Consider the following 24,200-nt stretch of genomic DNA (forward strand, 5'->3'; position numbering starts at 1 on the left):
TTCAGCTCTCAGCACCGGGCGGGTCCGAACGGCAGATCCCTCGATGCTGCGACGGCGGCGATAGTTCAGCATCCTGTCCGTCGTTTGTGCTGCTCCGGAGGTCATCAGGGCGTTGAGGCGTCCGATCCTGATGCGGGCGTTGCCTGTTCGGCTTCGGACACGGGTCTGACGTGTACACGGCTGCCCGTCAGAGCCGCTTTGCGGACCAGTTCGGTAACGCCGGCCGCGTCGGTCACGGTGGATTCAGTGGCGTCCTGCCCTGGCAGGTAGTGAGTCACTACGTAGCGCATCGTTGCCTTCCATGCGTCATCGTGCGGGGGGCGGGGCGGCGATTTTCACAGTGCTGCAGATCAGCGCAGATCCTGCGGGTGTGGGTGAGCAGGCTCCGACGGGACGACGACGCCGTTCTCCATCGCCAGTCGAAGCAGGCTGTCGAGTTCTCCGGCGTAGACCCGCTCGGCGTCGAGCTCACCGGCATCTTCTGCGTTCGACAAGGCTTGCCGGGCGCGGGCGATCCTCTGCAGCAGTTCGTCAGCGAACGAGCTCATCGGGTTCCCTACTCCTCGCAGGTTGCTGCTGATCTCGGCCGAAACTGACCGCTGGGTGCGACTACATGGCAAGACTTGCAGAATTCTTCAATTCATGATGCCATCCATCGTGCATGCTGTGAAGACGTGTGCCTGTCCCTGACGATGAGCCTCGTCACGGTCGTCTGCCGGAGACGATCTCCGGACCGCGGCGGAGAGGTGCGTGATGGAAGATCCCGCGGGATCGCAAGCCCAGTTCGCAGTTCAGGCGATCGGCCGCCCTCGGCGAACGCGACAAGGGCAGGCTCCGCTGCGAGGCCTTGGAAGGAGGAGAAGTGACCACACCGCTGCATCAATTGAAGGCTGAGTTCTTCAAGACACTGGGGCATCCCGCCCGCATCCGAGTTCTGGAGCTGTTGAGCGAGCGGGAGATGTCGGTGGGAGAGATCCTCCCGGAGGTCCGGCTCGAGGCGTCGAACCTGTCCCAGCAGTTGGCCGTACTGCGGCGCGCTGGGCTGGTCACGACCCGCAAGGAGGGCTCGGCGGTGTATTACTCGCTGACCAGCCCTCACGTCGCCGAACTGTTGGCGGTCGCCAGGGTGATCCTCACCAGTGTGCTGACCGACCAGACCGAACTGCTCGACGGTCTGAAGGCCGATGCCCAGGCAACGGGTCGGGCACGGGTTCCGCGAGGCTCGGAATGAGAAGCCTGTTCCGCAAGATCCTCACGACCGGTCGGGTCGCCCAGCCGGCTCCGGCTCGCGCCACAGGCCTGGCCGCGGACGCCGGCGTACTGCGCGGCTCTGTGCAGATACGCCACGTCGATGCCGGGTCCTGCAACGGTTGCGAACTGGAGATCGCCTCGGCGTTCGGCCCGGTGTATGACGCCGAACGCTACGGCGCCCGGCTCGTCGCATCCCCACGGCACGCGGACGTGCTGCTGGTGACCGGTCCGGTGACGCGCAATATGGAGGACCCTCTGCGCAAGGCGTTCGAGGCGACGCCGGCACCCAAGCGGGTCGTCGCCGTGGGTGACTGCGCCCACAACTGTGGCGTGTTCGCGGGGGGTTACGGAGTCGTCGGAGCAGTCGGTGACGTCGTGCCCGTGGACGTCGAGATCCGTGGCTGCCCACCGGAGCCGGACGTGATCGTCGCCGCGTTGCGGGATCTGACCGGTCGATGAACCTGGTTGCACAAGCCCTGCTGGGCGGCACCTTTTTCGCCCTGGCGGGAGCTGTCGGCGCGGCCCTGACCGGTCCCCGGGTTCGTGCAGTCGTGGCTGGTGTGTCGACCAGCGCTTGTGGCGCCGGCGGCTTGCTGGCCGGCATCGCGCTGTTGGACGGTCAGACCTACTCCGCAACGATGCCCGGTCTGCTGCCTCTGGGCACTGCGGCAGTGGCGGGCGATGCTCTCTCGGGAGTGTTCGTGGCCCTGGTGGGTGCGGTCGCGGTGATCGCCGGGATCTACAGCATCGGGTACACAAGCCCGGGCTCGCCGCTCGATCATGGTCCTGGATCCGGGGCAGGGTCCAGGACGGTTCAAGCAGTTCTACCGCTCTTCGTGGCGACGATGGTCTGGGTTCCGATCGCGGGCAACGTCACCACGTTCCTGGTGTTGTGGGAGCTGATGGCGCTCACCTCGCTGGTACTGGTGCTGGCTGAGCACCGTGCCCGCCCGCAGGTGCGCACCGCCGCCGCGTGGTACGCGTCCATGACCCACGCGGGCTTCGTCGCGATCCTCCTCGCCCTGGTGCTGTTCTCTTCCCAGGTCGGCGGCGATTCATTCGCCGCACTGCGGGTGGGTGCGGCCGAACTGCCGACCACGCTGCGGTCTGTGATCTTCCTGCTGGCCTTCGTCGGATTCGGATCCAAGGCCGGGATCGTGCCGCTGCATGTCTGGCTGCCCAGGGCGCACCCGGAAGCTCCAAGTCACGTCTCGGCGCTGATGTCAGCGGCAATGGTGACGCTCGGCCTCTACGGGATCCTGCGGGTCGGTTTCGATCTGCTCGGTGGTGGACAGCGCTGGTGGTGGGTGCTCGTTCTCGCCGCCGGCGCCGTGTCGGCCCTGTACGGCGTACTGCAGGCGTGCGTCGCGGTAGATCTGAAGCGGCTGCTCGGTTACTCGACCACCGAGAACATGGGCCTGGTCTTGATGGGAGTCGGCGCCGCCGGGATCTTCGCCGCCGACGGTGACCGGCTGCTGGCGACACTGTTGCTGGCAGCATCAGTGCTCCACGCGATCAACCACGCCGGATTCAAGACGTTGCTCTTCCTCGGTGCTGGGTCCGTACTGCGCTCGACCGGGTTGCGCGATCTCGACAGCCTCGGCGGTCTGGTGTCGAGGATGCCGATCACCACTGCGCTGTTCGGTGTTGGTGCACTGGCCGCGGCCGCACTGCCACCAGGGAACGGGTTCGTATCGGAGTGGCTGTTGCTGCAAGGTCTCATCCACAGCCTGCCCGCGGCCGGATCGCCATCCGTCCTGATCGCCGTGGCGATGCCCCTGGCGGTCGGCGTCGTCGCCTTGACTGCCGGCTTGGGGGTCGCGACGTACGTGAAGGCGTTCGGGGTCGGATTCCTCGCCCGACCTCGCTCGGTGGCCGCCGGCGACGCCATCGAGAGCCCGGTCAGCATGCGCGCGGCGATGGCGCTGGCCGCCTCCGGTTGTGCCGTGCTCGCGATCCTCCCCGCCATGGTGGGACCGTCCCTCAACAGGGTCGCGGCCACCTTCCCGACGGTTCGCGATGGCGCACCGTTGCAGGGCGGAGTGACCTTGCGGCTGACCAGGATCGCGGGTTCGATGTCGCCGCTACTGATCCTTTGCGGGCTGTTCGCCGCAGCACTTGTCATAGTCGTGACGCTCCGTTTCGCCGGTCGCCGGCTGCCGCGTCGCCAGGCACTGGTGTGGGGCTGCGGCGGCACGCGGCTCGATCCCCGGATGGAGTACACGGCGACGTCCTTCGCCGAACCGCTGACGCGAGTCTTCGACGACGTTCTCGCACCGGAGCAGGACATCGACGTCACGCATCATGCCGAGTCGCGCTACCTGATCGAGAGTGTCCAGTACCGCCAGAAGGTCGCCGACCGCGTCGAAGTCGCGTTGTATCCGCCGCTGCTCGGCGCAGCGATCGGTTGGGGTCGCCAGGCCGGCCGATTGCAGAACGGCAGCGTGCACCGGTACCTCGCGTTCGGGTTGGTGGGCCTGCTCATCGTCCTGGTCGTTGTGGGGGTGACGTCATGACCCCGGGCGCGATAGCCGGTGTGCTGCTCCAGTTGGTGCTTCTGATCGCGGTCGCGCCGTACGTCGTTGGCGTGATGCGGCAGGTCAGGGCCCGCTTGGAGGGCCGTGCCGGCGCAGGGATCGGGCAGCCGTGGCGGGATCTGCGCAAGCAGCTCGCCAAGGAGGCAATCAGCCCAGAGGGCTCGAGCTGGGTGTTCACCGCCGCGCCGGTGGTTCTGCTGGCCTCGACGCTGGTAATCGCCGCCGTCGGCCCATTCATCAGCACCGCGTCACCGCTGGATCGAGTCGCAGACCTTTTCGCCGTTGTCGCCTTGCTGCTGCTCGGCACCGTCGCACTCGCCCTGGCCGGTCTGGACACCGGAACGGCCTTCGGCGGCATGGGCGCCAGCCGGGAGATCACCGTCGCGGCACTGGCGGAACCGACGATTCTGCTCGTCGGCTTCGCTCTGTCAGCGAGGGTCGATTCATCCAATCTTGCGGCGATCGTCGACCGCATCCAGCACCAGCCCGCCCAGATCCTCTCGCCGGCGAGTCTGCTCGCTGCTGTCGCCCTCGCGGTCGTCGTTGTCGCAGAGGCCGGCCGGCTCCCGGTGGACAACCCGTCCACGCACCTGGAACTGACCATGATCCACGAGGCGATGATTCTGGAGTACTCCGGACGCGACCTGGCCACGATCGAGCTCGGATCCGCGCTGCGGCTGACCGTTCTCCTCGGACTCTGGGCCAACCTGTTCCTACCCTGGGGCGTGGCGACCAGCACGTCACCGTCGGCACTGGGGATCGGTGCGGCTGTGTTCGTCGGCAAGGTGGCCATCCTTGCTGTCGCGCTCGCCGTAGCAGAGGTGTTCATGGCAAAGCTGCGCCTCTTCCGGGTCCCGGAATTGCTTGCCGGGTCGTTCCTGTTCGGTGTCCTGGCCGTGTCCTCGTCGTTCTTCCTCGCCTGATGAGCGCCGAAAGGAGACTGCTCCGATGAGCAACAGCTTGTACGGGCAACTGCTGTACCTGGCTGTGGGTGGCTTGCTGCTGTCCTCTGTGCTGGTTCTCTGGCGGCGCGAGTTGTCGGCCATCGTTCGGCTCCTCGTCGTCCAGGGCGCACTGATGGCCGTCGTCGCGTTGCTGCTCGCGACCGAGCGCGACAGCATCGAACTGGTCGTCGTCGCAGCTGAAGTTGTGGCACTCAAAGCGTTGCTTATCCCCGCAATCCTCCGCCGGGCACTGCGTGACAGCGCCGAGGCACGCGAGACCGAACCGCTCATCAACGTCACCGCCTCCATCCTCACCGCGGCTGTACTCACCCTCGTTGCCTACGGCATCAGCCGCCCACTGGTCCGGCTGGCACCGTCGATCGAGACCCAGGCAGTGCCGGTGGGCTTCGCAATGGTGCTGATCGGCTTCTTCGTCCTGGTCACGCGGCGCCGCGCCTTGTCACAGATCGTCGGATTCCTGCTGCTGGACAACGGAATCGCGACCACCGCATTCCTGCTCACCGGTGGGGTCCCCGGCGTGGTCGAGCTCGCCGTGTCTCTCGACGTACTGCTGATCGTGCTCGTTCTGCAAGTCCTCACCGCCCGAGTGCGGCTGACCTTCGGCGGCACCGACATCGACGAACTACGCGACCTCCACGACTGAGCATGAACCAGACCATGAACGAGACGAGACCCCGATGATCCCCGCCCTCACCACCGGGAGCGGCGCGACCGACGCCCTACTGGTCGTTGCTCCGCTCCTTGCGCCGTTGGCCGCCGCGGCTACGGCCGCAGTACTACGGTGGCGCCTGGCAACCGGACTCGTCACCATCGGCGCGGCCGGGATCATCCTGGCCACCGGCATCACAGCCGCCACCCGGACCATTGACGGCACCGCCCTGACCATCGGCGACTGGTTGCGCGTCGACGCGCTCACCGCCCTGATGCTGATCGTCATCGGCGCCGTCGGACTCATCGCCACCTGCGCCGGCCTCGGCCACCTTGACGGCGAACTCGAACGCGGACACATCGACGATACCGGGGCACACCTCTACAGCGTCCTGGTGCCGTTGTTCCTGGCGGCGATGGTGCTCGCCGTGCTTGCGAACAACCTCGGCCTGCTCTGGGCCGCCATCGAGGCGACCACCATCGTGACCGCGTTCCTCGTCGGACATCGCCGCACCCGCGCCGCACTGGAAGCAACCTGGAAGTACGTCATCATCTGCTCTGTGGGCATCGCCTTGGCCTACCTCGGTACGGTGCTGGTCCATTACGCCGCCCAGCAGGCCGGCGTCGCCGAACACGGCAGCCTCGACTGGACCCAACTCTCCGCCCATGCCGAAGATCTCGATCCCGGCGTGATGAGACTGGCATTCGCCCTGCTCGTGCTCGGCTTCGGCACCAAAGCCGGCCTGGTGCCCTTGCACAGCTGGCTCCCCGACGCCCACAGCCAAGCGCCCGCACCCGTATCCGCGCTGATGTCCGGCGTGCTGCTCCCGGTCGCGGTCTACGCGCTCCTGCGGTACCGCGTCATCGCCATGGCCAGCATCAGTCCGGGGTTCGTCCGGGCCCTCCTGCTGACCATCGCGCTCGCGTCCCTACTGCTGGCCGCCTCTCTGCTCATCACCCAACGGGACTACAAGCGTCTCCTGGCCTACTCCAGCATCGAGCACATGGCGCTGGTGATCATCGGCGTAGCCATCGGAACACGCCTCGCGATCGCAGCCGCCCTGCTGCAGATAGTCGGACACGGCATCAGCAAAGCAACGCTGTTCTGTGGCGCGGGCGAGATCCTGTCCCGGACCGGAACCACCTCGATCGCCGAGGTGCGCGGCCTGCTCACTCGGGCGCCAGTGCTGGGCGGCGCCTTCGCCCTGGGTCTCGCCGCCCTACTCGGATTGCCGCCCTTCAGCTTGTTCATCAGCGAAATCGGGCTCGTACGGGCCGGCTTGACCGCAGGGCTCGGCTGGGCGATGGCTGTGATGCTCGTCCTCTTGCTCATAGTGTTCGTCGCCATCGCCGTCAAAGCCAGCGGGATGTTGTTCGGCGAACCCACCACCCAGCCGCGTCCGACCGTTCGCACAGTTGCGGCACTGCCGTTCGCCACTGCGGCGCCGATCATCGCCGGACTCGGTGTGGTCGCGACGCTGGGCATTGTCGACTGGCCGCTGGGGCCGCTGCTGCACAGCGCCAGTCTGATTGCGGGGACTCCATGACTCAGATCGGCAGGACTCCGCGCCCACACCGGCCGGCGGACCAACGTTCCTACCCCAACCGGCGACAAATACCCGTCACCGCGGCCGACCTCCTGGACCGCGCCGGCGCCCTGCTGGCCGATGGCCACCGACTGGCACTGATTGCCGCTCACGACGACCTCGACAGCTTTCGCGTCGTCTACCTGTTCATGGCCGGCCAACCCGACCGACGCGTCGAGCTGATCTTGAGCACAAACCACGCGCGACCACAGATCCCCAGCCTGGCCGGGTTGTCGTTCCCGGCCGGACGGTTCGAACGCGAACTGTCCGACCTGTACGGCATCGAAGTACTGAACCATCCCCTGCCGCGACGGCTGGTGCTGCACCAGCACTGGCCGACCGAATGGCACCCGATGCGCCACGACGCCGGCGCGGCTCCCGCGTTCGGTTCACCTGACGAGCCGTACCCGTTCCTGACCGTCGCCGGACCCGGTGTGTACGAGATACCGGTCGGCCCGATCCACGCCGGATTGATCGAACCAGGCCACTTCCGCTTCTCCGTCGTCGGCGAGACCATCCTCAAACTCAAGGCTCGTCTGTGGTTCACCCACAAGGGCATCGAGAAGCTTGCCGAGGGCCGGCTGCTGGCCGACGTGCTGCCACTCGCCGAGCGAATCTCGGGCGACACCGCAGTCGGCCACGCGCTGGCCTACTGTCTTGCCATCGAGGAAGCACGCGACTGGCCGGTCCCGGATCCCGCGTCCATTCTGCGTTCGGTACTACTCGAGCTGGAGCGGCTCTACAACCACATCGCCGATATCGGGGCCCTCTGCAACGATGTCGGTTACGGCATCATCAACGCTCACGCATTGCGGATACGCGAGCAGTTGCTGCGTGTCAACAAGGAAGTCACCGGCCACCGGCTGCTCCGCGGCGCGATCGTGCCCGGCGGAGTCCACCTCCTGGCGTTGCCCGATCCTGCTCTGTTGTCAGCCATCGCCGCCGACATCCAGCAGGTCGTCGACATCGCCCTCGAGAACAGCGTCGTCCTGGACCGAATGACCAATACCGCCATCCTGAGCATGGAACAAGCCCATGACATCGGCACCCTCGGCTATGTCGCCCGCGCGAGCGGACTCCGGCAGGACGCCCGCCTGGACCATCCCATCACCCCTGCCACCACGGCTGCTGATCTCCCGGACCACAGCGACGGCGACGTCCTCGCCCGCTTCCTCACCCGCGCCGACGAAGTACAGGCCTCCGTGTCGCTGATCATCGAACTCCTCCGCACCCAGCCACCCAGGAGTGCGGACACGCCCAAGCCGACCTGGCTTCAGGCCGGACGCTCCTCGGGGGTCGGCATCGTCGAAGGATGGCGCGGCACGATCGCCCATCGCGTCGAAATGGCCCCTGACGGCACGGTGTCCAGACTGAAGATCGTCGACCCCTCGTTCTTCAACTGGCCGGCCCTACCGGTCGCGCTGGCCGACACGATCGTCCCCGACTTTCCCCTCACCAACAAGAGCTTCAACCTCTCCTACGCCGGGAACGACCTGTGAACCAGCACCTCGAGCACCAGCCGGGACCTCACCGGCCAACCTTGCGCAGCCACCCGTCGAAGCGGCGGGGAATGAAGATCGAGACTGTCCAGCGATGGGTCGTCTCGGTCATCCTCATCCACATCGGCGGATCCCCGACCCTGGCCCTCGCGGCCTACAGCCCTCACCTGGAACAGATCAAGCACTCCTCCGGCGTGGGCCTCTGGGTGATGTCCGGTGTGGTCGGCATCGCCACGGCGGCCGGCGTCCTCCTCATCTTCCAGCGCTCCCTGCTGTCCCCCTGGCTCATCATCGGAACGCTCCCGATGATCGTCTCGGCCTTCTACGTCTTCTGACCCGCCGGGTTCCGCCGTTGTTACCTAGCCTTGACAACGCCAGCACTGGACCTCGGAGAGCGACCCGACGCATGATCGAATATGGCCCGGTACGACGTGATTGTGCGGGTGCGATCCGGCTGGCCACCGTCCGGCTCGGACCTGTACGCGATGCGCCGCGCTGCCCGGCAGATGCCGGGACCACTGCGGCTCCGTTCTGTGCTGTTCTTCGTCGACGGTGACAGCGAGATTTCGCTTCGGGTCCGCGGTCCTCTACCCACCGCGATGGCAATCCAGCAAGTCCGCCTCGCACTGCCGATGCTCGGCCTGCGCCGTGACGCCGTACGCCGCATCGACGTGGTTCGGGTGCACCTACTTCGATCCCATCGTGAGGTGCTCACCAGTTGGCTCCCCACAACCCGCGATCGCACCAGCCCACCGCCTCCACCCTGGCCAGGAAGGCGACGCTCGGACACACTCAGCGCCGGCTGACACCACTCGTCCAGCACACAGCGCTGTCGCCGGGCCGCAGTCGGGCCGAGTCGCGGCGAGGCAGGAATGTGCGCCCCGGCCCCTGTAGATCTTGGGTATTGATCCATCCGGATCATCCAGTTGGACAGGATTGTGCAATAACTAGATCGATCTGGTCTCACACCTTCGGGCGTCGGGTCGTTCTGATTGATACATGACCAGTTCAGGAGAATCACCCAAGAAGATCGCCGTCGTGACCGGATCCAGTTCGGGGATCGGGCCGGCTGCCGCTGTCCGGATCGCTGAGCGCGGCGCCGGCGAAAACGTCGAGGTCCCGGGTGGCTTCAACCTCTAGCTGGACTCGGCCAGCAGGTTGATGACGCTACTGCCAGATCGTTGACATAGCGAAGACCTCCGGGTGTGGTGGAGATTGGTGCCTTCACCGACCAGGAGGTCTTGGTGTCCCGACATGACGCCTGTTGGTGCCGGGCTGGGACTGACTGTGGCCATTGGCAACTATGCCTGCTGTAGGTGGTCAGAAGCCGGTGACGAGCAAGTCGTCGATGTCGTACCTGAGACTGCTGTGCACGGAAACTGCTCCCGCGACTCGCGACGCGGCCATGATCGCGTGCTGCACCTGGCTGCGGTAGGTGAGCTGGCCGGCAAGGCTGACCACGCCGTTCTCAACCTGGACGGTGAGATCTGCCGGGGTGCGCGCGGGCCGGCTGCGGTCGGTGGTGACGGCTGCGCGGACATTGGCTGCGATGTCGGCGTCCGGACGCCGGTAGATGGCGATGAGGTCGCGTTTGGTGAGCAGGCCTGCGAGCCGCTGTTCGTCGTCGAGAACGCACAAGGGCGGCGCCCCAGGGCGGGTCAGGCGGCACACGGCGGCACTGATCGGTGCATTGACACCAATGGTGTCGACGGGCGAACTCATCAGCTCGCGCGCGGTGTGTGCGGCGGCCTTGCGCCGCCGTCTGCGAGCCGTGGCACCACCGAGCAACGGCGGTGGATCGATCCCGCCGTGGTACTCGAGGTTCGCCAGGAGATCGCTCTCAGTGATTACGCCGATGGGCCGGCCATCCTCCGTCAGGACGGGCACCGCCGACGCATCAGACACGAGCAGAGCGCAGGCGACCTGTTTGAACGGGGCGTCGAGCGTCACCGTGACCGGTGACCGGGTCATGAACGTGGCGACGACAGGTTCGAGCATCGGTCCCACCTCGCTTGCGGACTTGCTAAGATTAGCAAGTCCGCAACTACAAGGTGAAGATGTTGGCTGGAGGAGGGTCCGTGAGCAGGCCGCTGTACCAGCTGAAGGCAGAGTTCTTCAAGACACTGGCCCACCCTGCTCGGATCCGCGTGCTGGAGCTGCTCAGCCAGCGCGACCACTCGGTGGCTGAGATGCTGCCAGAGATCGGCATCGAGCCCGCGAATCTGTCTCAGCACCTCGCGGTGCTGCGCCGCTCGGGACTGGTCACGTCCCGCAAGGAGGGTGCCACGGTGATCTACTCACCGACATCCCCATATGTAGCGGAGCTGCTGGCAGTCGCCCGGCGGATTCTGGCCGGAGTCCTCACCGACCAGGTGGAACTCTTGGACGATCTGCGCGAGCCGGCCGGCCACGCCAGCTCTGGCAGCGGTTCGCCTCCCTAGAGCTGCGGCCGCTCTGCTGATCCCTGGCTAGTCGCCCAGCAGAGCGGCCGCACCGCAACCCCGCGTAAGGGCAGCACGAACCCGACCTTGACCACGGCCGATCGCCTCTCAGAACCCGGCCGCTGGGCACCGTGTCCAGCCCCCTGGACGATCTCGCATACCCACGACGGCGACAGACGGGACCTCTGGAGCGCCCGAGAGGAGCGTCTCGACCTCCGTCTGGGCATGCCCCGTCCACTCATCGGCGTCGCAGGTGGCCCGCTGGAGTGCCATCAAGTTTTCAGGCGTTTCAGCGTCGGTACGCGAGCAACCGGCTATCCGCGTGATCTCCAGCGCAATGTGCGAGCTCCGCCGCGAGCGTCTGGGATCGGGCGGTTGATATCTGCCGACCGTCGGACACCTTGCGGCTCCGAGGATTCGCTCGGAGACAAAGGGTGTGCCAGTCCCCCCGCGAGCAGCCCACCTCCACTTCAGGACGGGTCGTCTGCTCGGTATCTCGGGTCTTCGTACAGGTTGGCCAACTCAATAAATGGGTGTTGGCCCGGATGGTCGTTGCGGTCGATGTCGACCATGGTTAGAGGTTAAACGCTTTCGAGGCGAGCGGCGCGACGAGCGAATCCGTCGGCATCAGCGCTTCGACCTACATCCCCGCGTTCGTGAGAGGACGTGCGTCAAGTGAGCACCCAAGCGGCCCGTTCCGCGCAACTGACCGTGCATGAGGCCCGCCAGCGATTGGAACACGAACGCGGCTCGCGACTCACCCAACTGCGCGCCATCGGAGAGCGCGCAGCGCACGGCGCAGAGGAGCTCGTATTGGCTCAGACGGCCGCCATCCACCGCGTACTGGCCGAGATCAGTGCTGCTGAAGATCGTCTGACCGCGGGTTCCTACGGCATGTGCCAGGGTTGCGACACCCGCATTCCAGTCGAGCGTCTGGAGATCCTGCCCTACGTGCGCAACTGCGTCGGCTGTCAGCAGCGCGCTCTCTGACCTGGACCGGCGCCTATAAATACCACTCGGTCTTGATTGGTTCCGCAGCCGCACTTGATGTGCGTCCGAACCAGTCCGTTTCCTACGCCTTTGTTGAGAGGTGTGCAGTCTTGAAGTACGTGTTTGCCGCTATCGGCGAAGTCCAAATTGGCCCCAAGGCGCTGGCTGCGCTGCGCGCGCAGCTTCATGACGAGCAGACGTTTCGGCTGGAACAACTGGAGGGCATCTCCGAAGTCTGGCCACTGTCCGTCGGCCGTCGAGACGACCAGCAGACATTGGCTCGAGAAGAGGTGTTGAACGCACTCGCCGCAGCCGCCCGCGTAGTCCTCGCCGATGTCGAAGCGGCTCTCAGCCGGATGGACGCGGGCCGCTACGGAAGCTGCCACCTTTGCGACTGGCCGATTCCGGTGCAGCGTCTGAAGATCGTGCCGCATGCTCGGTACTGCGAGCCGTGCCACCAACTGACGGAGGCAGCCGCGTGAGAGCGTCTCGACGCCCGGCGCCGCTGCGACGGCGCGGCATCTGGTCAGCCGGCCAGCGGTCCCCGGGGATCGCGATCGACCTGGGCAGCGCCCGCACCCGGGCATGGATACCCGACCATGGTCTGGTCATCGACGTGCCTACGATCACGTCCCGTGGCGGCCAGGGGGTCTGTTTTCCCGTACGGCGCGGCCACGTCGTCGACCTCGCCGGGGCCGTGCGCCTGCTCGATCACCTGCTTGGCCGACGAGCCGGCCTCGGCAACTGCTCCATCGTCGTCTTGACCACCCCGGTGCTGTGCCTCGACGAGCACCGCGTCGCGACTCTGGCCGCGCTGGAGGTCCTCGACGCCCGCACTGTGCTGACCGTCGACAGCGTGAAAGCCGCTGCTCTCGGAGCAGGCGCCGATCTGAAACAACCGCTGTTGGTGGTGGACATCGGCGCTCAGTTGACAGAGATCGGGCTGCTGGTGGACGGAGCAGTGACACAACCTCATCGTCTCGACGTGGGGACCTCCGATCTTGGCGCTGCGACGACCGTTGCGGATCTCGTACGTTGGATCGCGACGGTGGTCATAGATCTGCTGCGTAGTGACCTCGGCCCGCAGGTTGTCGACGCCTTGGAGCGCGGGCCGATGCTCACCGGAGGCGGCGCGCTGCGTCCCGAGATCACGTACCGACTGGCAAAACGACTCTGCGCCCCGGTACGGTCTGCGCCCGCCCCTCATCTCGTCGCCGTCCGCGGCGCTGGCCTCGCCTTGACCGCCGCCGACCGCCACCCCAGCTTTGCGGGCGAAGTCACGACGGGCCACACGACGCTGCCCAACGCGGGCAGTTGACCTCGAGGTCCAGGCAGCATTCGCGCGAGTTGTGCCCCAAACGGTCCCGATTCCAGTCGGGTGGCATTTCGGCGCCCGCGTCGGAGCAGAGTGGGGGGTGGATAGTGGGCCTACGTGCGATTGAGGAAGGCGACGTTGCCATGGCGTTGTTCTGGCGGATATTCGGACTCAATGCGGTGGTGCTGGGCGGGGCTACCTCACTGCTGCTCTGGGCGCCGGTGACCGTGTCTGCGCCGGTGGTCCTCACGGAGGCCATCGTGCTTGTCGGCGGCCTGGTGGTCATGCTGGTGGCCAACGCCGTCCTGCTACGCGTCGGCCTGGCACCGTTGGAGCGAGTGACGCGCCGAATGGCCACCGTCGATCTGCTCCGCCCTGGGCAACGCGTGTCGGTAGCCGGCCACGGAGGCGTCCCTGACCTCGTGCGCGCCTTCAACGACATGCTAGGCCGCCTTGAGCACGAGCGAGCGACCAGCAGTGCGCGTGCACTGTACGCCCAAGAGTCTGAGAGGCGCCGAATCGCTCAGGAACTGCACGACGAAGTCGGCCAGAGCATGACAGCGGTACTGCTCGAACTGAAGCGCGCGGCCGACCATGCTCACGACCCAGATCTGCGAACCGACCTGCAGCATGCACAGGAGACCACCCGTGCAAGTCTCGATGAGGTGCGTCGTCTCGCCCGGAGACTCCGGCCCGGTGTTCTCGAGGATCTCGGTCTCGTCAGCGCCTTGACCACCCTGACCACCGACCTGTCCACCCACACTGGGCTGGCGGTCCATCGCCGCTTCGAAGCCGACCTGCCCAAGTTGGATCAGCAGACGGAACTGGTGCTCTACAGGGTGGCTCAGGAAAGCCTCACCAACGTGGCCCGTCACGCCGACGCCACCGAGGTCGGAGTGCATCTGTACCGCGACGGCGATCGCATCCAGTTGCTGATCTGTGACGACGGCCGCGGTTTCGGCCTCGCCAACGAGGGCGCCGGACTACGCGGCATGCGTGAGCGTGCCTTGCTGATCGGCGCGGCCCTGGAACTCGAGGCGGCTCCCGGGGGCGGCGTGCAGGTCGGCCTGTCCGTACCACTCCAGGGGGACGGCGGTTGATCATGTCTGAACAGCCCCCTACGCGCATCCTGCTCGCCGACGACCACGCCCTGGTCCGGCGCGGAGTACGTCTCATCCTCGAGGGCGAACCGGACCTGACCGTGGTAGCCGAAGCAGGCGACGGCGCGGAAGCGCTCGCCTTGGCTGCGCGTCAGCCCATCGACCTCGCCATTCTCGACGTCGCGATGCCCCGGATGACAGGCTTACAGGCGGCCCGCGAACTGTCCGCCCTCCAACCGGGCCTGCGGATCTTGATGCTGTCGATGTACGACGACGTGCAGTACTTCTTTCAGGCCCTCAGAGCCGGAGCTTGTGGTTACGTCCTCAAGTCCGTCGCCGATCGCGACCTGTTGGAAGCATGCCGGGCGGCCATGCGTGGCGAGCCCTTCCTCTACCCAGGTGCGGCCACCGCGCTCATACGCGACTATCTGGACCGTGTTCGCCGTGGCGAAGGCGTACCCGCGGAGATTCTCACCGTCCGCGAGGAGGAAGTGCTCAAGCTGGTGGCGGAGGGTCACTCGTCCAAGGAGATCGCAGAGAAGCTCTTCATCAGCGCCAAGACCGTCGAGCGGCACCGTTCCAACATGCTGCACAAGCTCGGCCTGCGCGATCGTCTGGATCTCACTCGCTACGCCATTCGGGCCGGCCTGATCGAACCGTGACACCCGACGGGTACTCGATCCGAGGCCCGTTCCTGCCTGGCCATCGCGGGCAGGCCATCCTTCGTACGGCTGGTAACTGCGGGATCCAGCCCGCAGAGGCCGAAGCGCTGGTCTGGTCGCAGAACCGGCGCTGTTCACCACGGACAGATCCGGCTCATGAGGTGGTGCCGCGGGGGACCAGTGCCCTCGAGCAGGGTGAACCCATCGCGGACTGACCGTGTCACGTGGTCGGATTGCTTCCTCAGCGGGCGGGGGCTGGGGGTTGTTTGGTTGCGGCAAGGTTCGCCAATACGTCGTGATACGCCTTGTTGAAGCTGGCGATGCCGTTGTCCTCCAAAGTGCGACCTACGGCGGTCATGTCGACGCCGACTGCCGCCAGACGCAGCATCAGCTCGGCGGCCTGCGGCACACCGGTGTCGACGGTGCGAGCCATCGTGCCGTGATCCTCGAAAGCGGCGATGGTTGCTTCGGGCAAGGTCGTGACGGTGTCGGGGCCGATGAGCTCCTCGACGTAGCGGGTGTCGCGGTCGTGTGGGTTCTTGGTGGACGTCGACGCCCACAGGGGACGCTGGAGATCTGCGCCCAGGCTGGCGAGCCGGTGCCAGCGCTCGGTGCAGAACTGTTCGGCGAACAACCGGTAGGCCAGTTTGGCCTGGGCGACTGCGGCTTGGCCGCGCAGGGCGAGCGCCTCGTCGGTCCCGAGCGACTCGAGCCGGTGGTCGACCTCAGTGTCGACCCGGCTGACGAAAAACGAGGCGACGCTACTGACCGTCGAGGGATCGCCGCCGTTCGCGCTGAACCTCTCCAACCCGCACAGATAGGCCTCGATGATCTCGGCGTAGCGGGTCAGCGAGAACAACAGCGTGACGTTGATGCTGCTGCCCTCGGCCGTCAGCGTCTCCACGGCCGTGACGCCTTCGGCGGTCGCCGGAATCTTTACGAGCAGATTGGGCTGGTCCATACGACGGCGCAGCCACCGAGCGGCGGCGATCGTGGCCGGAGCGTCGTGAGCCAGCTCTGGAGACACCTCCACCGACACGAATCCGTCGATACAGTCACCGCCATCGAACACCGGACGCAGCACTGTAAGCGCCTGGCCGGCGTCGGAGATGACCATCTCCCAGTAGGCCTCGTCCACCGACTTTCCGGCCGCCATCAGCGCCGCGAACTGTTCGTCGTATTCGTGCGACCCGGAGATACTCCGGGCGAAGATCGACGGGTTCGCGGTGACGCCGCGGATCCCGTTGGCAACCATGCGCCCGAGGGTTCCGTCACTCAGATAGGCGCGGGTGAGGTTATCCAACCAGGGGCTCTGCCCGTAGTAGCCGTAGAGGTGTTCAAGCTTGGTCATCGCGGTCTCGGTTTCCCTGGCAGATGCCAGTTGCGCTTTGGGCGTCGTGGGGCGGGCCTCAGTTGTCCGGGCCGTGGATCAGGCCGTCCCAATCGATCGGGGGATGGCCTGGAACGCTGTCTCCCAGTACGAACCTGCTGGGGTCTCCCGCAGCTCTGGCTCCTGATGCCAGCCACGCGGCGATGCCCCGGGCGTTGCGGTTCTCGAGCTCTTCGAGATACGCCCGGCGCTCATCGACGATCCATAGCCGTTGCGCCGGTGAGCCGGCCCTTTGCAGAGCCGAGAAGCTGGCTCGCCACGCCAGGCACAGAGCGTCGTCGCTCAGTGAAGCCGGCGAGACGTGAGGCTTGGCTTCCTCGCCCGGTTCGATCCACGAGGTCGGCGCCGGCGCGGACCCTGCCGAGCGCTCGGCAGGGTCCGGCGGGTTTGGCTGCGGTGAAGGACTGGGCAGGTGGCCGTGTTCCCTGAGCCAGCGAAGGCAGTAGTCGATGGTGTAGGGCGACCCGGCGGCCGTGATCGCCAGCAGCAGGACCGCCATCGGACCACCCACCAATGTCCCGACGCCGATGAATGCCATGGTCCCAGCCCCGGCCAGGATCGAGCTCACGGCGACTATTCGTCGGCTGTCGCGCGGGAGCCTGGTCTCGCGGTCAGGATCCAGCACGACCATCGCGGCGACGCCGCCGGTCAGGGACGCGCAGATGAATAGCAACATGACTGTCGACAGGGACCAGGTGCAGGCGGCGACGGTGCCCAGGGCGCCGAGCACACCACAGAAGAACAGCCAGAAGATTCGATAGGCCCTCATGGTGTGTTCTCCTGCACCGTAGCGTCGGGCGCGTCGGGGCGGGCGGCGGCTGATCGGTCCACGACAAACCTCCTTGCTGCGGCGGGCGAATCCCGAAAGACCGGCCCGTGACTCGGCCATGCACACGAAGGACAGTCCGCTTCGAGGTTCGCGCTCGGCGAGCCGCAGCTCGCGGGCCTTGTTCGTGCAGCTATGACTTTGCCGCCGCGTGGCGATGACAGGTACGGCACCGATCGGCGAACCTGAGGCCGGCCTGTTGGCCGACGCCCGGCAACGATGGCCCCCGTGGGCCAGAGTCGAGTCGGCTAGGCGTGGGTCTCCGCGCCCGAGGGAAGATCACGCGCAGGCCATTCGAGAAGGCGTGCGCCGAGGACGGCGATGTGCAGGGTGAACCGCTGCGCTGGATCGCCCGGGTCATGGCCCGTCAGAGTCTTCACCTTGTCCAGCCTGTAGGTGACGGTGCGGACCGACATGTTCAGGCGTCGCGCGGCCTCGGTGGCGACCTCGCCGGTCGCGAAGTACGCCTCGAGGGTCTGTACCAACGGCTCTGCACCCCCACGGGCCTGGGTCAGCGGGACGAGCACGGCCTGGATGAGATCGACGATGGCAGCCTGGTCGCGGACCAGGACCCGGTACACGAGCATGTCGCGGGCATCGACGACGGCTGCGTCGAGCTGTAGCCGGTCGGCGAGCATCAGCGCTTCACGCGCCTCCTCGTACGAGCGCGCGATGCCGTAGGCGCCCGGGTAGGCGCGGCCCGTCGAGACGCGCCAGGCACGGTCCGCCCGGTGCCGGACCAACGCGTCGTGGATGAGTTCCCCGATGTCCTTGGTGGTGGTGCGCGGTGCTGCGGACGGGGCGGTTGCCGGGATCAGGACCACCAGTAGGCCATCCTTGGTGGCGACGAGAACCTCGCGGTCGCCGAAGCGGTCGAGAATGAACCGTTCCAGCATGCCGGCAGTCGTGTCGCCGTCAGGCAGCCCGTCGGCGGGCGCTGCTAGAACCACCTGGTGGGGCCGGCCGAGGTCGAGCCCGAAGGGTTCGGCGCGCTCAACCATTCGGGAGACATCGGCGTCGCCGCGGAGCAGGTCGTCCACCAGTTCGCGGCGCAGCGATTCCTCTTGCCGGATCAGTTGCTGGGTGGCGGCCTGGTAGCTGTCGACGAGTACGGCGATCGCTTCACCGACAGCGCGCAGTACCGCCTGCGCCGAGGCACGGACCGTGTCGCGGTCGCGGTATGGGACGACGTCGGGCAGGTCTCGCCACATCCGCCAGGCCGCGGACAGGTACAGGTCGACGACACGTCCGGCCGGGATGCCCTGCTCGGCGGCGCGTCGCCCGAGTTCACGCACGATCGCCAACTCATGCTCGCGCGGTCGCCGCCCGGAGATGGCCGCGTCCGCGAGCAGGGTGAGGTATTCGACCAGCAGCTCCAGCGGCGCCTGGGCATCGCCTGCGGCCGCCTGCGCGATCGCCGTCAGCCAGGCTTCATCCGCGCTGTTCGTGGGACCGGTCCCCGGCCACGACAGCCCACCGGATTCGCTCATCTCACTTCCCTTCGCGCGGGATCGATGCGTCTGTGCGGTGTGGATCCCCAGTAGAGCATCGTTGCCGGGCGTCGGCCATCAGGCTGGTCACAGGTTCGCCGATCGTGGCAGTACCTGGAGTGCCGCCGGAACGGCACAGTCGAAACCGCAGAGCATCCAGAGCAGGAGCGGAGCGGCCCACATGACGAAGACGTATGCAGTAGATAACTGCGGCCGGCCGCCGGTCGTGGTCGGTGTCGACGGGTCGATCTCTGCCCAGGCCGCCCTTGCCTGGGCCGCCGCGGAGGCATGGTCTCGGCGTTGTCCACTCCGCATCATTCACACCTTCAGCTGGCCGATGGTCCGCAACGCACTCGACATGACATTGGTCGGGGACATGAACAACGCGCTCCAGTCAGCGGCCGAGTGGGTGCTGGCCGAAGCGGAGGCGCACGCGCGCCATGTCGCCCCCGGTCTCAGAGTCGGCGGCGAGCTGTTCGTCGGCGGGGCTGCGCCGACATTACTGAGCCAAGCCCAAGGGGCTGCGCTGGTGGTCGTGGGCAGCCGGGGCCTCGGCGGCTTCCGTGGTCTGCTGGTGGGTTCGGTGAGCGCTGCCGTGGCCGCGCATGCTCCGTGCCCGGTGATCGTCGTCCATCCACACCGCGATGGCACAGCGTTCCCGACCGTTCCAACTGGCCGGGTCGTCGTCGGCGTCGACGGGTCGGAGGTCTCGACCGCGGCGATCCGGTTCGCCTTTCAGGAGGCGGCCCGTCGTCGCATCGGAGTCACCGCCGTCCATGCCGCGACGGCGACCCGACAGCACCCATCGTTCGCCGTCCCCGCGGACATCGTCGAGCAGGTCGAACAGCAGCTGTTCGCCGAGTCGATGGAGAGCAAGCGGGTGCTCTTCCCCGGCATCGATCTGGAGGTGAAGCTCGTGCACTCTCATCCAGCCCAGGCGCTGATCGATGAATCCGACGGCGCCGAACTGGTCGTGGTCGGCTCGCATGGGCGCGGTGGCTTCACCGGCATGCTGCTGGGCTCCGTCAGCCAGGCCGTCCTGCACCACGCCGCCTGCCCCGTAGCCGTCGTCCACCCCCTCCGGACCAAGTCCCTCAAACCGCTGCCTGCGCGCCGGCGCAGCCTCCAGATCGCAGCACCGAGCCACCTCGCAGAGCTGAAGGAGCGGTCATGACGTCCGCGTCGCAAGGCCTGCCGGAAAGCCTCGGGCTGAACAGCCAACTCCTCGACCTGGACCCCACAGAGACCCAGGAATGGCTGGAATCGCTCGACCAGGTGGTCGACCACGCAGGGCGGAACCGGGCGCGGTACCTGATGCTCAGCGTGCTGCAGCGAGCCCGCGACCGGCGCGTCGGCGTGTCGAATCTGCGCAGCACCGACTACCTCAACACGATCGCCTCTGACGCCGAGCCCGTCTTCCCCGGCGACGAGCACGTCGAGCGGCGGATCCGGGCCTACAACCGCTGGAACGCGGCCGTCATGGTCCACCGGGCACAGCGGCCAGATATCGGCGTCGGCGGGCACATCTCCACCTATGCCTCCGCCGCGGCCTTGTACGAGGTCGGGTTCAACCACTTCTTCCGCGGCCACGACGCGCCCGGTGGCGGCGACCAGATCTATTTCCAAGGCCACGCCTCCCCCGGCATCTACGCGCGGGCGTTCCTGGAAGGGCGGCTGACCAGCGACCAGCTCGACGGGTTCCGGCAGGAGTTCTCCCACGCCGGACCCGGCGGCGGGTTGTCGTCTTATCCGCACCCGCGGCTGATGCCGGACTTCTGGGAGTTCCCGACCGTCTCGATGGGGCTGGGGGCGATCAACGCGATCTACCAGGCCCGCTTCAACCGCTACCTGCACGACCGCGGCCTCAAGGACACCAGCGGCCAGCGGGTGTGGGCGTTCCTCGGTGACGGCGAGATGGACGAGCCGGAGTCCCTCAGTGCGATCGGTGTCGCGGCGCGCGAGGAACTGGACAATCTCACCTTCGTCGTCAACTGCAACCTGCAACGCCTCGACGGCCCGGTCCGCGGCAACGGCAAGATCATCCAGGAACTGGAGTCGTACTTCCGCGGCGCCGGCTGGAACGTCATCAAGGTGATCTGGGGCCGGGAGTGGGATCCGCTGCTGGCCGCCGACACCGACGGCGCACTGCTGAACCTGATGAACACCACCCCCGACGGGGACTTCCAGACCTTCAAGGCCGAGTCTGGTGCGTTCGTCCGAGAGCACTTCTTCGGCCGCGACCCCCGCACCGCCGCTATGGTCGAGCACCTGTCCGACACTGGGATCTCGAACCTCAAACGCGGCGGACACGACTACCGAAAGCTCTACGCCGCGTACCGAGCGGCCACCGAACACACCGGGCAGCCGACGGTGATCCTGGCCAAGACCATCAAGGGATGGACCCTCGGATCCCATTTCGAGGGGCGCAACTCCACTCACCAGATGAAGAAGTTGACCCTTGAGGACCTCAAGGGATTCCGGGACCGGCTGTTCCTGGAGATCCCCGACTCGGCGCTCGACGAGGTGAAGCCGCCCTACTACCGGCCATCGGAGGACTCACCCGAGCTGCAGTATCTGCATGAGCGGCGTCGCACCCTCGGCGGCTACCTGCCGGCCCGCAGAGTCGCCGGCAAGCCTCTTCGACTACCCGGCGAGGCTGCGTACGACGTAGCCCGGCGCGGCTCTGGCCGACAAGAGGTCGCCACCACAATGGCATTCGTCCGCCTGCTCAAGGACCTGATGAAAGACCCACAGATGGGTCACCGGTTCGTGCCGATCATCCCCGACGAAGCCCGGACCTTCGGACTGGATTCGTTGTTCCCGTCCAAGAAGATCTACTCCCCGCACGGGCAGAACTACCTGTCTGTGGACCGGGAACAGATGCTGAGCTACCAAGAAGACACCCACGGCGTTCTCCTGCACGAGGGCATCACCGAGGCCGGCTCAGCGGCTTCCTGGACCGCGGCCGGCACGTCGTACGCCACCCACGGCGAGCCGATGATCCCGCTCTACATCTTCTACTCGATGTTCGGGTTCCAGCGCACCGGCGACCAACTGTGGGCCGCAGCAGACCAGATGACCCGAGGATTCCTGCTCGGCGCCACCGCCGGCCGTACCACCCTCAACGGCGAAGGACTGCAGCACCAGGACGGCCACTCGCTGCTGCTGGCATCCACCAACCCGGCCTGCGTGGCCTACGACGCCGCCTACGCATTCGAACTCGGCCACATCACCGCCGACGCACTCCGGCGAATGTACGGCGAACCACGACCCGGCGAAGACCAGAACGTCTTCTACTACCTCACCCTCTACAACGAACCGATCTCGCAACCGGCCGAGCCCACCGCCGTCGACGTCGACGGCATCCTGGCCGGGATGCACCGCTACTCCCCTGCCGCAGACGACAGTTGGCCGAAGGCGCAGATCCTTGCTTCAGGCATCGCTATGCCGTGGGCGCTGGAGGCGCAGCGCCTCCTGCACTCCGACTGGGGTGTCCAGGCCGACGTGTGGTCGGTGACGTCTTGGACTGAGCTGCGTCGCGACGCTCTCGCCGTCGACGAATGGAACCTGTCGCACCCTGACCAGCCCGCTCGGATCGCCTATGTCACCAGGCGCCTGAGCGAATCGCGAGGCCCGGTCGTCGCAGTGTCGGACTGGATGCGGGCAGTGCCCGATCAGATCGCACCTTTCGTCCCGCGAGCGTGGGCCTCGCTGGGCACCGACGGATTCGGTCGGTCCGATACCCGGGCCGCTCTCCGCCGCCACTTCGGTGTCGACCCTCCATCCATCGCTCTACGGGTGCTGCAGCAACTCGCCGGGTGCGGCGAACTGGACTCCTCCGTGCCGGGCGCTGCGCAGAGGACCTATCACCTGGGCGCCCACACCAACCGTCCTGGCACCGGCCATGGCCCAGCACAGTGAGCGCCGCGCGGGGGTGTCCGTCCGGTGCTCGACTCTCCAGGAGGAATTATGCGTGTCTTCGTAGCCGGGACAACCGGCGTCATCGGTAGGTGCTTGGTGCCACTGCTCATCTCGACCGGGCATGAGGTCATCGGGTTGGCACGGTCGTACGGCGCCGGCGTCGCCATCGAGGCGCTGGGCGCCGACGTGGTGCAAGCCGACGCACTGGATCATGCTGCGATGCGCCGTGCCGTACGGGTAGCCGAGCCCGACGCCGTCGTCCATCTGCTCACGGCGATCCCGCCCAGGATCAATCCGAGGCGGATGTCCCGCGAGTTCGCCCAGACCAACCGGTTGCGGACCCAGGGCACCCTCAACTTGGTGGACGCAGCGCAACAGGCCGGAGCCAAGCGCATCATCACCCAGGGACTCGCCTACGCCTACGACCCGGACGGACAGGGCCTGGCCACCGAGGCCGTGCCCTTCTGGCAGCACCCGCCGAAGCAGTTCGGTCCGGTGCTCGATGCCCTGCGGGAGCTGGAAGATCTCACCGAGGAAGCAGGCGGACTCGTCCTGCGCCTCGGTCATCTGTACGGCCCCGGCACGATCTACGCGCCTGGTGGATCATTCGTCCGCCAGGTGCGGGCCGGCAAGGTGCCGATCGTCGGCACCGGTGACGGCACCTTCTCTTTCACCCACGTCGACGACGCCGCATCGGCCATCGCCGCAGCGCTGCACGGCCATGTGCGCGGCGCTCTCAACATCGTCGACGACGAGCCGGCACCGGTCCGCGAGTGGCTGCCCATTCTGGCCGAACTGCTAGACGCTCCCACGCCGAGACACATCCCCGTGGCTCTTGCCAGATTGGCCGCCGGAGGCTGGGGAGTCGCCTTCATGACCCAATTGCGCGGCGCCGACAACACTCTCGCCCGGCGCAACCTCGACTGGAGTCCGCGGTACAGCTCCTGGCGACAGGGATTCGCCGCGGAGCTGACCCACGCCGCCCGGCCCTGAGCCGATCTGGGTGTTGCCGATCATCGGCAACAAGAGGGGCTCGAAGTCAGCCGATGAGGGGCGGTGCTACTCCGAAGCGGCGAGGCAAGCATAGAAGGACATCGACGCTCTAGAAGGAGCAAATTGTGAGCACTGAGGGGCGCACCGCCCGCACAACCGGCCGGGAGTCGCTGTCCGACCCGGCGTACCAGGCATTCCTCGCCCTGCGAACTGTCTTCACGGTGGCGCCGATCGTGTTCGGTCTGGACAAGTTCGCGAACCTGCTCACCGACTGGCCGGGCTATCTGGCCCCGTGGATCAACGACATCGTCCCGGGCTCCGGGCAGGACGCGATGTATGTCGTCGGGGTCATCGAGATCGTCGCCGGTGTGGCCGTCGCCCTGATTCCGCGCTACGGCGCGCTGATCGTCGCGGCCTGGCTTGCGGGCATCATCCTGAACCTATTGACGCTCTCAGGCTTCTACGACGTTGCGCTGCGCGACTTCGGCCTCCTGGTCGCCGCCCTTGCGCTGGCCCGACTCGCCACCAAGTACGCGCCGGCACGACACGGCTCCTGACGAGAACAACGACCGACATAACCCCGTTG

At 66.8% G+C, this 24,200-nt stretch carries 26 protein-coding genes; 20 read left to right on the plus strand and 6 right to left on the minus strand.

Annotation, left to right across the window (positions count from 1 at the left end; genetic code table 11):
* Positions 1–104: 104 nt before the first annotated feature.
* The gene (locus tag EV644_RS48325; protein WP_132194981.1) at positions 105–290 is read right to left on the minus strand and encodes a DUF8834 family protein; all 186 of its coding nucleotides are present in this window, start codon (positions 288–290) and stop codon (positions 105–107) included.
* 60 nt (positions 291–350) lie between these two features.
* The gene (locus EV644_RS36365) at positions 351–548 is read right to left on the minus strand and encodes a hypothetical protein (RefSeq protein ID WP_132194979.1); all 198 of its coding nucleotides are present in this window, start codon (positions 546–548) and stop codon (positions 351–353) included.
* A gap of 314 nt (positions 549–862) precedes the next feature.
* On the opposite strand from EV644_RS36365, the gene EV644_RS36370 reads away from it, so the two are divergent.
* The 10 genes from EV644_RS36370 (at position 863) to EV644_RS44870 (ending at position 9,626) form a co-directional block, all read left to right on the plus strand.
* Entirely contained in the window at positions 863–1,231 is a 369-nt protein-coding gene (locus EV644_RS36370; RefSeq protein ID WP_132194972.1) for an ArsR/SmtB family transcription factor, read from the plus strand.
* Complete coding sequence (locus EV644_RS36375) at positions 1,228–1,710, plus strand: NADH-quinone oxidoreductase subunit B family protein (protein ID WP_132194970.1); 483 nt, start codon at positions 1,228–1,230, stop codon at positions 1,708–1,710. The genes EV644_RS36370 and EV644_RS36375 overlap by 4 nt, the downstream gene beginning before the upstream one ends.
* On the plus strand, positions 1,707–3,767 hold the full coding sequence (locus EV644_RS36380) for a proton-conducting transporter transmembrane domain-containing protein (protein WP_132194968.1): 2,061 nt from the start codon (positions 1,707–1,709) through the stop codon (positions 3,765–3,767). The genes EV644_RS36375 and EV644_RS36380 overlap by 4 nt, the downstream gene beginning before the upstream one ends.
* Positions 3,764–4,711 (plus strand): respiratory chain complex I subunit 1 family protein, encoded by a 948-nt coding sequence (locus EV644_RS36385; RefSeq protein ID WP_132194966.1) that lies wholly within the window; start codon positions 3,764–3,766, stop codon positions 4,709–4,711. The genes EV644_RS36380 and EV644_RS36385 overlap by 4 nt, the downstream gene beginning before the upstream one ends.
* Positions 4,712–4,736: 25 nt before the next feature.
* Positions 4,737–5,396: a hypothetical protein gene (locus tag EV644_RS36390; RefSeq protein WP_132194964.1), complete on the plus strand. Its 660-nt coding sequence runs from the start codon at positions 4,737–4,739 to the stop codon at positions 5,394–5,396.
* 34 nt (positions 5,397–5,430) lie between these two features.
* Positions 5,431–6,948, plus strand: a complete 1,518-nt coding sequence (locus EV644_RS36395; protein WP_132194962.1) for a proton-conducting transporter transmembrane domain-containing protein — start codon at positions 5,431–5,433, stop codon at positions 6,946–6,948.
* Positions 6,945–8,486, plus strand: a complete 1,542-nt coding sequence (locus EV644_RS36400; protein ID WP_132194960.1) for a hydrogenase large subunit — start codon at positions 6,945–6,947, stop codon at positions 8,484–8,486. The genes EV644_RS36395 and EV644_RS36400 overlap by 4 nt, the downstream gene beginning before the upstream one ends.
* Before the next feature lie 71 nt (positions 8,487–8,557).
* Positions 8,558–8,821: a hypothetical protein gene (locus EV644_RS36405; RefSeq protein ID WP_132194958.1), complete on the plus strand. Its 264-nt coding sequence runs from the start codon at positions 8,558–8,560 to the stop codon at positions 8,819–8,821.
* A gap of 81 nt (positions 8,822–8,902) precedes the next feature.
* Positions 8,903–9,292 (plus strand): hypothetical protein, encoded by a 390-nt coding sequence (locus EV644_RS36410; protein WP_132194956.1) that lies wholly within the window; start codon positions 8,903–8,905, stop codon positions 9,290–9,292.
* A 193-nt stretch (positions 9,293–9,485) separates the two neighbouring features.
* The gene (locus EV644_RS44870) at positions 9,486–9,626 is read left to right on the plus strand and encodes a hypothetical protein (protein WP_158293024.1); all 141 of its coding nucleotides are present in this window, start codon (positions 9,486–9,488) and stop codon (positions 9,624–9,626) included.
* A 180-nt stretch (positions 9,627–9,806) separates the two neighbouring features.
* Here EV644_RS44870 and EV644_RS36415 read toward each other — a convergent pair whose 3' ends face one another.
* Entirely contained in the window at positions 9,807–10,484 is a 678-nt protein-coding gene (locus EV644_RS36415) for a CBS domain-containing protein (RefSeq protein ID WP_132194954.1), read from the minus strand.
* 80 nt (positions 10,485–10,564) lie between these two features.
* Here EV644_RS36415 and EV644_RS36420 point away from each other — a divergent pair, with 80 nt between their 5' ends.
* The 6 genes from EV644_RS36420 to EV644_RS36445 all read left to right on the plus strand — a co-directional run bounded on the left by EV644_RS36420 (position 10,565) and on the right by EV644_RS36445 (position 14,994).
* Positions 10,565–10,927 (plus strand): ArsR/SmtB family transcription factor, encoded by a 363-nt coding sequence (locus EV644_RS36420; RefSeq protein WP_132194952.1) that lies wholly within the window; start codon positions 10,565–10,567, stop codon positions 10,925–10,927.
* 675 nt (positions 10,928–11,602) lie between these two features.
* A complete protein-coding gene (locus EV644_RS36425; protein ID WP_199240196.1) occupies positions 11,603–11,917 on the plus strand; it encodes a TraR/DksA family transcriptional regulator in 315 nt (104 codons plus the stop codon).
* Positions 11,918–12,036: 119 nt separating this feature from the next.
* Positions 12,037–12,399 (plus strand): TraR/DksA C4-type zinc finger protein, encoded by a 363-nt coding sequence (locus tag EV644_RS36430; protein ID WP_242001037.1) that lies wholly within the window; start codon positions 12,037–12,039, stop codon positions 12,397–12,399.
* Between the two features lie 134 nt (positions 12,400–12,533).
* Positions 12,534–13,235: a rod shape-determining protein gene (locus EV644_RS36435; protein ID WP_199240198.1), complete on the plus strand. Its 702-nt coding sequence runs from the start codon at positions 12,534–12,536 to the stop codon at positions 13,233–13,235.
* Between the two features lie 140 nt (positions 13,236–13,375).
* The gene (locus tag EV644_RS36440; RefSeq protein ID WP_132195039.1) at positions 13,376–14,332 is read left to right on the plus strand and encodes a sensor histidine kinase; all 957 of its coding nucleotides are present in this window, start codon (positions 13,376–13,378) and stop codon (positions 14,330–14,332) included.
* 2 nt (positions 14,333–14,334) lie between these two features.
* Positions 14,335–14,994, plus strand: coding sequence for a response regulator (locus tag EV644_RS36445; protein WP_132194948.1), 660 nt, complete (start codon positions 14,335–14,337; stop codon positions 14,992–14,994).
* A 241-nt stretch (positions 14,995–15,235) separates the two neighbouring features.
* Here EV644_RS36445 and tal read toward each other — a convergent pair whose 3' ends face one another.
* The 3 genes from tal to EV644_RS36460 form a co-directional block, all read right to left on the minus strand.
* Positions 15,236–16,345, minus strand: coding sequence for a transaldolase (tal, locus tag EV644_RS36450; RefSeq protein ID WP_132194946.1), 1,110 nt, complete (start codon positions 16,343–16,345; stop codon positions 15,236–15,238).
* Between the two features lie 58 nt (positions 16,346–16,403).
* The gene (locus tag EV644_RS36455; RefSeq protein WP_132194944.1) at positions 16,404–17,153 is read right to left on the minus strand and encodes a hypothetical protein; all 750 of its coding nucleotides are present in this window, start codon (positions 17,151–17,153) and stop codon (positions 16,404–16,406) included.
* A gap of 305 nt (positions 17,154–17,458) precedes the next feature.
* A complete protein-coding gene (locus EV644_RS36460; protein ID WP_132194942.1) occupies positions 17,459–18,700 on the minus strand; it encodes a PucR family transcriptional regulator in 1,242 nt (413 codons plus the stop codon).
* A gap of 181 nt (positions 18,701–18,881) precedes the next feature.
* Between EV644_RS36460 and EV644_RS36465 the strand changes: the two genes are divergently transcribed.
* The 4 genes from EV644_RS36465 (at position 18,882) to EV644_RS36480 (ending at position 24,171) form a co-directional block, all read left to right on the plus strand.
* Entirely contained in the window at positions 18,882–19,874 is a 993-nt protein-coding gene (locus EV644_RS36465) for a universal stress protein (RefSeq protein WP_132194940.1), read from the plus strand.
* Complete coding sequence (gene aceE / locus EV644_RS36470; protein WP_132194938.1) at positions 19,871–22,621, plus strand: pyruvate dehydrogenase (acetyl-transferring), homodimeric type; 2,751 nt, start codon at positions 19,871–19,873, stop codon at positions 22,619–22,621. The genes EV644_RS36465 and aceE overlap by 4 nt, the downstream gene beginning before the upstream one ends.
* Before the next feature lie 48 nt (positions 22,622–22,669).
* Positions 22,670–23,614, plus strand: a complete 945-nt coding sequence (locus EV644_RS36475; RefSeq protein WP_132194936.1) for an NAD-dependent epimerase/dehydratase family protein — start codon at positions 22,670–22,672, stop codon at positions 23,612–23,614.
* A gap of 125 nt (positions 23,615–23,739) precedes the next feature.
* Entirely contained in the window at positions 23,740–24,171 is a 432-nt protein-coding gene (locus tag EV644_RS36480) for a DoxX family membrane protein (protein WP_132194934.1), read from the plus strand.
* The last annotated feature ends 29 nt before the right edge of the window (positions 24,172–24,200 follow it).

This window comes from Kribbella orskensis (assembly GCF_004342085.1).
GTDB classification, from domain to species: Bacteria; Actinomycetota; Actinomycetes; order Propionibacteriales; family Kribbellaceae; genus Kribbella; species Kribbella orskensis.

What these genes read in the sequence shown, in the direction of transcription:
- EV644_RS48325 (WP_132194981.1), bottom strand. Translation starts at nt 290, where the DNA reads ATGCGCTACGTAGTGACTCACTACCTGCCAGGGCAGGACGCCACTGAA.
- EV644_RS36365 (WP_132194979.1), bottom strand. Translation starts at nt 548, where the DNA reads ATGAGCTCGTTCGCTGACGAACTGCTGCAGAGGATCGCCCGCGCCCGG.
- EV644_RS36375 (WP_132194970.1), top strand. Translation starts at nt 1,228, where the DNA reads ATGAGAAGCCTGTTCCGCAAGATCCTCACGACCGGTCGGGTCGCCCAG.
- EV644_RS36380 (WP_132194968.1), top strand. Translation starts at nt 1,707, where the DNA reads ATGAACCTGGTTGCACAAGCCCTGCTGGGCGGCACCTTTTTCGCCCTG.
- EV644_RS36385 (WP_132194966.1), top strand. Translation starts at nt 3,764, where the DNA reads ATGACCCCGGGCGCGATAGCCGGTGTGCTGCTCCAGTTGGTGCTTCTG.
- EV644_RS36390 (WP_132194964.1), top strand. Translation starts at nt 4,737, where the DNA reads ATGAGCAACAGCTTGTACGGGCAACTGCTGTACCTGGCTGTGGGTGGC.
- EV644_RS36395 (WP_132194962.1), top strand. Translation starts at nt 5,431, where the DNA reads ATGATCCCCGCCCTCACCACCGGGAGCGGCGCGACCGACGCCCTACTG.
- EV644_RS36400 (WP_132194960.1), top strand. Translation starts at nt 6,945, where the DNA reads ATGACTCAGATCGGCAGGACTCCGCGCCCACACCGGCCGGCGGACCAA.
- EV644_RS36405 (WP_132194958.1), top strand. Translation starts at nt 8,558, where the DNA reads ATGAAGATCGAGACTGTCCAGCGATGGGTCGTCTCGGTCATCCTCATC.
- EV644_RS36410 (WP_132194956.1), top strand. Translation starts at nt 8,903, where the DNA reads ATGGCCCGGTACGACGTGATTGTGCGGGTGCGATCCGGCTGGCCACCG.
- EV644_RS44870 (WP_158293024.1), top strand. Translation starts at nt 9,486, where the DNA reads ATGACCAGTTCAGGAGAATCACCCAAGAAGATCGCCGTCGTGACCGGA.
- EV644_RS36415 (WP_132194954.1), bottom strand. Translation starts at nt 10,484, where the DNA reads ATGCTCGAACCTGTCGTCGCCACGTTCATGACCCGGTCACCGGTCACG.
- EV644_RS36440 (WP_132195039.1), top strand. Translation starts at nt 13,376, where the DNA reads ATGGCGTTGTTCTGGCGGATATTCGGACTCAATGCGGTGGTGCTGGGC.
- EV644_RS36445 (WP_132194948.1), top strand. Translation starts at nt 14,335, where the DNA reads ATGTCTGAACAGCCCCCTACGCGCATCCTGCTCGCCGACGACCACGCC.
- tal (WP_132194946.1), bottom strand. Translation starts at nt 16,345, where the DNA reads ATGACCAAGCTTGAACACCTCTACGGCTACTACGGGCAGAGCCCCTGG.
- EV644_RS36455 (WP_132194944.1), bottom strand. Translation starts at nt 17,153, where the DNA reads ATGAGGGCCTATCGAATCTTCTGGCTGTTCTTCTGTGGTGTGCTCGGC.
- EV644_RS36460 (WP_132194942.1), bottom strand. Translation starts at nt 18,700, where the DNA reads ATGAGCGAATCCGGTGGGCTGTCGTGGCCGGGGACCGGTCCCACGAAC.
- EV644_RS36465 (WP_132194940.1), top strand. Translation starts at nt 18,882, where the DNA reads ATGACGAAGACGTATGCAGTAGATAACTGCGGCCGGCCGCCGGTCGTG.
- aceE (WP_132194938.1), top strand. Translation starts at nt 19,871, where the DNA reads ATGACGTCCGCGTCGCAAGGCCTGCCGGAAAGCCTCGGGCTGAACAGC.
- EV644_RS36475 (WP_132194936.1), top strand. Translation starts at nt 22,670, where the DNA reads ATGCGTGTCTTCGTAGCCGGGACAACCGGCGTCATCGGTAGGTGCTTG.